Origin of the sequence: Streptococcus sp., assembly GCF_019414905.1 — a bacterium.
Lineage (GTDB): Bacteria > Bacillota > Bacilli > Lactobacillales > Streptococcaceae > Streptococcus.
The window spans coordinates 1-7,067 of sequence record NZ_DXLC01000121.1 but is presented as its reverse complement, the minus strand read 5'-3'; the positions used below and the strand labels follow the sequence as shown (position 1 = coordinate 7,067).

Sequence of the window (7,067 nt, the reverse complement as noted above, 5' to 3'; positions counted from 1 at the left end):
GGTTCAAAAGCAGCTGGTGTAGCAAAAGTTGTAGAACATTTAGGTCTTAAACCTGAGAACGTCATGGTCTTTGGAGACGGTCTTAACGATTTAGAGCTCTTTGATTATGCAGGTATTAGTGTTGCTATGGGGATTTCTCATGACGAAATCAAAGAAAAAGCAGATTATGTTACAAAAACATTAGAAGAAGATGGCATTTTTGATGCCTTAGAAGGATTTGGTATGGTAGAAAAAGAATTGCATTTCCCACAAGTAGACATTGAAACAGTAGAAGGTCCTCTTGCGACCATTAAGACCAATCACGGAGACTTGCGTATCAAGCTCTTCCCTGAACATGCTCCTAAAACAGTTGCTAACTTTGTTGCTCTTTCAAAAGATGGCTACTATGATGGAGTCATTTTCCATCGTATTATCAAGGACTTTATGATCCAAGGTGGAGACCCAACTGGAACTGGTATGGGTGGCGAGTCAATCTACGGCGAATCATTTGAAGATGAATTCTCAGAAGAACTTTACAATATTCGCGGTGCTCTTTCCATGGCCAATGCTGGTCCAAATACCAACGGCAGCCAGTTCTTTATCGTCCAAAATCAACACTTGCCATACTCTAAGAAAGAAATTGCTCGTGGTGGTTGGCCAGAACCGATCGCAGAAATCTATGCAGAGCAAGGTGGAACTCCTCACCTAGACCGCCGTCACACTGTATTTGGTCAGCTAGCTGATGAAGCTTCTTACGCTGTTTTGGACGCTATTGCTGCTGTTGAGACAGGGGCTATGGACAAGCCAGTTGAAGATGTCGTGATTGAAACAATTGAAATCGAGGACTAAGATGAAAATCGGTGATAAGCTAAAGGGCCGTATTACAGGGATTCAGCCCTACGGTGCCTTTGTTGAGCTAGAAACGGGTGATACGGGGCTGATTCACATTTCAGAGATTCGAACAGGATTTATTGAAAATATTCATGACGCCTTGAAAGTCGATGAAGAAGTTCAAGTTCAAGTAGTGGATTTAGATGAATTTACAGGAAAAGCTAGTCTTTCTATCCGCACTTTAGAGGAGGAAAAGCACCAGTTTCCTAGACGGAGACGCTTTTCAAGCGACCGTTTTAACTACGGCTTTGCGCCTCTTAAACGAATGATGCCAATTTGGACCAAGGAAGCCCTTCAACATTTGAAGAAGCAGAAGCACTAGTTAGAAATCTCTATCTTTTGTAATGTTAATATAAATTTGCTATAATAGAACCATGGAAGAAGAACAATTATTAAAATCAGGAGAGCGCATTAACCAGCTCTTCTCAACAGATATCAAAATTATTCAAAATAGAGAGGTTTTTAGCTATTCGGTGGATAGTGTTCTCTTGTCACGCTTTCCACGTTTTCCTAAGAAGGGCTTGATAGTGGATTTCTGCGCTGGTAATGGAGCAGTGGGACTTTTTGCTAGCACTCGTACTCAAGCGCAGATATTGGCTGTTGAGATTCAGGAGCGTTTGGCGGATATGGCTGAACGCTCTGTCCGTTTGAATGGTTTGGAAGAGCAGATGCAGGTCATCTGTGATGATTTGAAAAATATGCCTGCTCACATTCAGGGGAGTAAGGTGGATATGATTTTGTGTAATCCGCCCTATTTCAAGGTGGATCCTCATTCAAACCTGAACGAGAGCGAACATTATCTCTTGGCGCGCCATGAAATCACGACCAATTTGCAGGAAATCTGTCGTAGTGCCCAGAGTATTCTCAAATCTAATGGGCGTTTGGCCATGGTTCATCGTCCTGATCGACTTCTGGATATTTTAGATACGTTACAACGGCATAATCTAGCGCCTAAGCGCCTGCAATTTGTCTATCCAAAAAAGGAAAAGGAAGCTAATATGCTTTTGATTGAGGCTATCAAGGATGGCTCGACAAGCGGCTTTAAGGTTTTACCACCTCTCATTGTTCACAATGATGATGGCTCTTATACGCCTGAACTTGAAGAGATTTATTATGGATCATAAGGCTTATATGTATGTGCTGGAGTGCCGTGACGGATCCTACTATACAGGCTATACGACTGATGTGAGAAGACGCCTCGCTGTTCACAATAGTGGGAAGGGAGCCAAATACACACGAGCACGCTTGCCAGTCAAACTTATCTATGCTCAAGGTTTTGCCAGTAAGGAAGAAGCCATGTCAGCAGAAGCCCTTCTCAAGCGTAAGAAGAGGTCACAGAAGGAAGAATTTTTATCTGAAAATCAAGATAGAAATTTACTCAGTTATTTTGAAGAATCGTGAGGAGTCCTTTGACTCCTCTTACTTTTGTCAAAAAGCGAAAAAAATGCTACAATAAAGAGAATAAACAAAATGAGGTATTATCATGTCTAAGATTCTAGTATTTGGTCACCAAAATCCAGACTCAGATGCCATCGGGTCATCTGTAGCCTTTGCCTACCTTGCAAAAGAAGCTTATGGTTTGGATACGGAAGCTGTTGCTCTTGGAACTCCAAATGAAGAAACAGCCTTTGTCTTGAACTATTTTGGTGTGGAAGCACCGCGTGTTATCACTTCTGCTAAAGCAGAAGGCGCAGAGCAAGTTATCCTGACTGACCACAATGAATTCCAACAATCTGTATCAGATATCGCTGAAGTAGAAGTTTATGGTGTTGTGGACCATCACCGTGTGGCTAACTTTGAAACTGCAAGCCCACTCTACATGCGTTTGGAGCCAGTTGGATCAGCGTCTTCAATCGTTTACCGTATGTTCAAAGAACATGGTGTAGCTGTGCCTAAAGAGCTTGCTGGTTTGATGCTTTCAGGTTTGATTTCAGATACTCTTCTTTTGAAATCACCAACAACACACCCAACAGATAAAGTCATTGCTCCTGAATTGGCTGAATTAGCTGGTGTAAACTTGGAAGAATATGGTTTGGCTATGTTGAAAGCTGGTACCAACTTGGCTAGCAAATCTGCTGACGAATTGATTGACATCGATGCTAAGACTTTTGAATTGAACGGAAATAATGTCCGTGTTGCCCAAGTAAACACAGTGGACATCGCTGAAGTATTGGAACGCCAAGCAGAAATTGAAGCTGCAATGCAAGCTGCTAACACAGCAAATGGCTACTCTGACTTTGTCTTGATGATTACAGATATCGTCAACTCAAACTCAGAAATCCTAGCACTTGGTGCTAATATGGGCAAGGTTGAAGCAGCCTTCAACTTCAAACTTGAAAATAACCATGCCTTCCTTGCTGGTGCCGTTTCACGTAAGAAACAAGTGGTACCTCAATTGACTGAAAGCTTTAATGCTTAAGATTTTGAGTGTTAATTCAAATTAGGAAAGGCTAGTTTGAATTATATCGAAAGGAGTTTCGGCTCCTTTTTTTCTAGGAGTGAAGCATGTTAGAAACTGGCGATTTGATACTCAATGAAAATCAAAGAGCAAACTAGGAAGCTAGCCGCAAGCTGTACTTGAGTACGGTAAGGCGACGCTGACGTGGTTTGAAGAGATTTTCGAAGAGTATGATTTTGTGAGAGATGAGTCAGATACGGGACAGGCCATCCAGACTTCCACAGGCAACTATAACCATGTTGCCATTTATTTGGATGGGATGATTTACCACGCTAGTGGACAGGATGGTGTTATCTGTCAGGAACCAGCAGACTTCTTTGAGTCCAATCATTTGTACGACCTCTATGTCTACCCAGAAATAGATATTCGGTTAGTGAAGGAAAAAGCTTGCAAACATCTAGGAGCACCCTACAATGCTTCTTTCTATCCAGATGGACATGGTTTTTACTGTTCCCAGTATATAGCAGAAATCCTACCGATTTTTGAAACCATTCCCATGAAATTTGGGGATGGGAAGCAGGACATTAGTGATTTTTGGAGAGAGTATTACAGAGAACTAGATCTGCCTGTTCCTCTGAACCAAACTGGGACCAATCCCAGTCAGTTGGCAGCATCGCCTCTGTTAGAATGTAAAGAAAGGAATCTTCATGATTCAGATTTTTAATCCATCTCGTTTGACGAGACAGCCATTTTTTGGAGAATTGATCCGCTATCTGGACCAGCATGATGATGTGATTCTACGGGAAATTAAGGCCAAGTTTCCAGATGTAGCAGTTGATAAACTCATGGAAGAGTATATAAAGGCTGGCTTGATTCTACGGGAAAATAAGCGCTATTACCTCAATCTTCCTATGCTTGAGTCCCTTGATAGTCTCGAACTGGATCAAGAGATTTTTGTCAGTGAAGATAGTTCGGCCTATCAAGCCTTGTTGGAGCAGAGTTTTGAGACGGAGTTGCGCAATCAAACTAATGCAGCTATTTTAGTTGAAATGACGGACTTTGCGCGAACTAAAATGACTCTTTCCAATTATTTCTACAAGGTCAAACATCAGTATCCTTTGACAGAAAAACAGCAGGAGCTCTATGACATTTTGGGAGATGTCAATCCTGAGTATGCTCTCAAGTATATGACGACTTTTTTGTTGAAATTTCTCAAAAAAGACCAGCTTATGCAGAAACGCCGTGATATCTTTGTGGACAGTTTAGTTGTCCTAGGTTATATTATCCAAAATGAAGATGGAAAGTATGAGTTGGCTGTCGATTTTGATAAGGACAGATTAACTTTCTACTTGGCATGATTTCTTGTTTCTGAGCACATTGTTTGACTTTCCTTAGTATTCGGTATAAACTATATGTAACCGGTAACACATATCGGAATAAACTAAAGGAGACAATCATATGTCACTTGAAAACAAATTGGAACAAGCAACAGGCGCTATCAAAGAAGGATTTGGTAAGGTTACTGAGGATAGCAAGACTGAAGCAGAAGGCGCTGTTGAAAAGACAGTTGCTAAGGCAAAAGAAGTAGTTGAAGATGCTAAAGGTGCTGTAGAAGGTGCCGTTGAAGGTTTGAAAAACGCTTTTAAATAAAGATAGAAAAAATCAAGGGTTTCGTTTCCCTTGATTTTTTTACTATCTTATAAATAATTTTCTGCGACAGCTGCATCTCCTGGATAGGCTTCTTTTTTTCCTTGGACGATTTGGTAGCAATCGGCTCCCTTACCAGCAATAATAACTGCATCTAATTCTTGATTTGTGATAGCCATAGCTGCCTTGATGGCTTCTTGGCGATCCGCAATTTTTTCAACAGGATGATTGATGTAGCTACTAATTTCATCTGCAATGGCCATTGGGTCTTCATAGTTGGGGTCATCAGCAGTCAGAAAGACTTGAATCTCAGGGTGTTGATTGAGGAGGAGGCCAAAGTCCTTACGACGGCTTTCTCCCTTGTTTCCTGTCGAACCCAGAACCAGAGCAATTTTTCCAGTTTGATGAGTCTCTACAACCTTGATTAGTTTTTTGAGACTGTCCCCATTGTGGGCGTAGTCGATGAAGACCTTGGCTCCATTTTTCTGAGTGAGGACTTCCATACGGCCAGGAACGCGGGTTGCAGCAATTCCTTTTTTGATGTCCTCAAGACTAGCTCCGAGACGGAGACAAGCAAGTCCAGCAGCAACAGCATTTTCTTGGTTGAAGTGGCCAATGAGTTGAATATCATAGTCTCCAACTAACTTTCCACTAGCTGAAAAGCTAAAGGCTTTGGAATTCTCGATTTGGTTATCAGACTGGCTACCGTAGAAATCATGTTCTTGATCTGCCACTTGTTCTTTCAAGACAGAAAAGTGATCCATGTCACTATTAATGATGACTGCTCGGCTATTTTCCATCAAGAGACGTTTGTGGTAGAAGTAGTCTTCAAAGCTAGGGTGTTCAATAGGGCCGATATGGTCGGGGCTGATATTGAGGAAAACTCCCACATCAAAGGTTAGGCCATAGACACGTTTAACCAGATAGGCTTGACTGGAGACTTCCATGATGAGGTGGGTACGGTCATTTTGCACAGCTTGATGCATCATATCAAAGAGGTCAATACTCTCAGGGGTTGTCAACGCTGATTTAAAGAAAGTTTTGCCATCTAGAGTTGTGTTCATGGTCGACAACATTGCAGGGCGATGCCCTTGAGATAAGATGTTATAGGCGAAATAGGCTGCTGTTGTTTTACCCTTAGTACCAGTAAAGGCAAGGAGTTTGAGTTTTTCCTGTGGATTTCCATAAAATTCCATAGCAATCAAACTCATAGCTTTCTTGATATCACTGACGATAATGGCAGGAATACCAACTTCATAGTCCTTTTCAGCCACATACCAACCGAGTCCTTGAGAGATTGCTGAAAGAAGAAATTCCTTCTTAAAGGCAGCACCCTTGACGAAAAAGAGGCTCTTTTCTTTAGCCTTACGACTGTCATAGCAGATGGTGTCAAAGCTGACATCGCTGTAGTTGTAGTGATAGTGTCCTTGGTCGATAATCTCACGGAAGAGACCATCTTTCTTTAATATATCTAATACGATTTCAATCTTAATCATACTTTCTATTGTAAACCGAAAGTCGTAAATTTACAAGTAACAAGGAAAAGTTTATAATGGAAGATAAGGAACTTTTTCCTAGTTATCAAAATTGAATGAGGAATCTATGTCGCACGAAAATAATCACCAGCAGGCCCAGATGTTACGGGGGACTGCTTGGCTAACGGCTAGTAACTTTATCAGTCGCCTACTCGGGGCTATTTATATTATCCCATGGTACATCTGGATGGGGTCTTATGCAGCTACGGCCAATGGTCTTTTTACCATGGGCTATAATATCTATGCCTGGTTTTTGCTGGTTTCAACAGCAGGGATTCCAGTTGCGGTGGCCAAGCAAGTTGCCAAGTACAATACCATGAGAGAAGAAGAACATAGCTTTGCCCTGATTCGGAGCTTTTTAGGCTTTATGACAGGACTAGGCCTAGTCTTTGCTCTGGTCTTGTATGTCTTTGCCCCTTGGCTAGCAGACTTATCTGGCGTGGGCAAAGACTTAATCCCAATCATGCAGAGCTTGGCTTGGGGAGTCTTGATTTTCCCGTCTATGAGTGTTATCCGAGGATTTTTCCAAGGGATGAATAACCTCAAACCTTATGCCATGAGTCAAATTGCTGAGCAGGTCATTCGTGTTATCTGGATGCTCTTAGCAACCTTTATCA

10 protein-coding genes are annotated in these 7,067 nt (G+C 41.8%); 9 read left to right on the top strand and 1 reads right to left on the bottom strand.

Translation table 11 applies throughout. The annotated features are described in order from the left end of the window. The 8 genes from QZ359_RS03680 to QZ359_RS03645 form a co-directional block, all read left to right on the top strand. On the top strand, positions 1–828 hold an 828-nt coding region (locus QZ359_RS03680), incomplete at its 5' end, for a peptidylprolyl isomerase (protein ID WP_293960162.1). Position 829: 1 nt separating this feature from the next. Then, positions 830–1,192, top strand: a complete 363-nt coding sequence (locus tag QZ359_RS03675) for a S1 RNA-binding domain-containing protein (protein ID WP_000689589.1) — start codon at positions 830–832, stop codon at positions 1,190–1,192. Between the two features lie 52 nt (positions 1,193–1,244). Continuing rightward, on the top strand, positions 1,245–1,994 hold the full coding sequence (locus QZ359_RS03670) for a tRNA1(Val) (adenine(37)-N6)-methyltransferase (protein ID WP_060806292.1): 750 nt from the start codon (positions 1,245–1,247) through the stop codon (positions 1,992–1,994). Continuing rightward, entirely contained in the window at positions 1,984–2,271 is a 288-nt protein-coding gene (locus QZ359_RS03665) for a GIY-YIG nuclease family protein (RefSeq protein ID WP_000349614.1), read from the top strand. Before QZ359_RS03670 ends, QZ359_RS03665 begins: the two co-directional genes overlap by 11 nt. 82 nt (positions 2,272–2,353) lie before the next feature. Beyond that, positions 2,354–3,289, top strand: a complete 936-nt coding sequence (locus QZ359_RS03660; protein WP_060806291.1) for a manganese-dependent inorganic pyrophosphatase — start codon at positions 2,354–2,356, stop codon at positions 3,287–3,289. A gap of 196 nt (positions 3,290–3,485) precedes the next feature. Then, entirely contained in the window at positions 3,486–3,992 is a 507-nt protein-coding gene (locus QZ359_RS03655; protein ID WP_060806290.1) for a YiiX/YebB-like N1pC/P60 family cysteine hydrolase, read from the top strand. Then, positions 3,976–4,626 carry a DUF1803 domain-containing protein gene (locus QZ359_RS03650; RefSeq protein WP_060806289.1) on the top strand — a complete coding sequence of 217 codons (651 nt, stop codon included), beginning with the start codon at positions 3,976–3,978 and terminating at the stop codon, positions 4,624–4,626. Before QZ359_RS03655 ends, QZ359_RS03650 begins: the two co-directional genes overlap by 17 nt. A gap of 100 nt (positions 4,627–4,726) precedes the next feature. Further along, positions 4,727–4,918 carry a CsbD family protein gene (locus QZ359_RS03645; protein ID WP_023943256.1) on the top strand — a complete coding sequence of 64 codons (192 nt, stop codon included), beginning with the start codon at positions 4,727–4,729 and terminating at the stop codon, positions 4,916–4,918. Positions 4,919–4,965: 47 nt separating this feature from the next. Here the strand turns inward: QZ359_RS03645 and QZ359_RS03640 are convergent, their stop codons facing one another. Then, a complete protein-coding gene (locus QZ359_RS03640) occupies positions 4,966–6,411 on the bottom strand; it encodes a UDP-N-acetylmuramoyl-L-alanyl-D-glutamate--L-lysine ligase (protein WP_261076736.1) in 1,446 nt (481 codons plus the stop codon). A gap of 106 nt (positions 6,412–6,517) precedes the next feature. On the opposite strand from QZ359_RS03640, the gene QZ359_RS03635 reads away from it, so the two are divergent. Continuing rightward, a partial coding sequence (locus QZ359_RS03635) for an oligosaccharide flippase family protein (protein WP_293960136.1) occupies positions 6,518–7,067 on the top strand: 550 nt, incomplete at its 3' end.

What these genes read in the sequence shown, in the direction of transcription:
- QZ359_RS03640 (WP_261076736.1), bottom strand. Translation starts at nt 6,411, where the DNA reads ATGATTAAGATTGAAATCGTATTAGATATATTAAAGAAAGATGGTCTC.
- QZ359_RS03660 (WP_060806291.1), top strand. Translation starts at nt 2,354, where the DNA reads ATGTCTAAGATTCTAGTATTTGGTCACCAAAATCCAGACTCAGATGCC.
- QZ359_RS03665 (WP_000349614.1), top strand. Translation starts at nt 1,984, where the DNA reads ATGGATCATAAGGCTTATATGTATGTGCTGGAGTGCCGTGACGGATCC.
- QZ359_RS03670 (WP_060806292.1), top strand. Translation starts at nt 1,245, where the DNA reads ATGGAAGAAGAACAATTATTAAAATCAGGAGAGCGCATTAACCAGCTC.
- QZ359_RS03650 (WP_060806289.1), top strand. Translation starts at nt 3,976, where the DNA reads ATGATTCAGATTTTTAATCCATCTCGTTTGACGAGACAGCCATTTTTT.
- QZ359_RS03645 (WP_023943256.1), top strand. Translation starts at nt 4,727, where the DNA reads ATGTCACTTGAAAACAAATTGGAACAAGCAACAGGCGCTATCAAAGAA.
- QZ359_RS03675 (WP_000689589.1), top strand. Translation starts at nt 830, where the DNA reads ATGAAAATCGGTGATAAGCTAAAGGGCCGTATTACAGGGATTCAGCCC.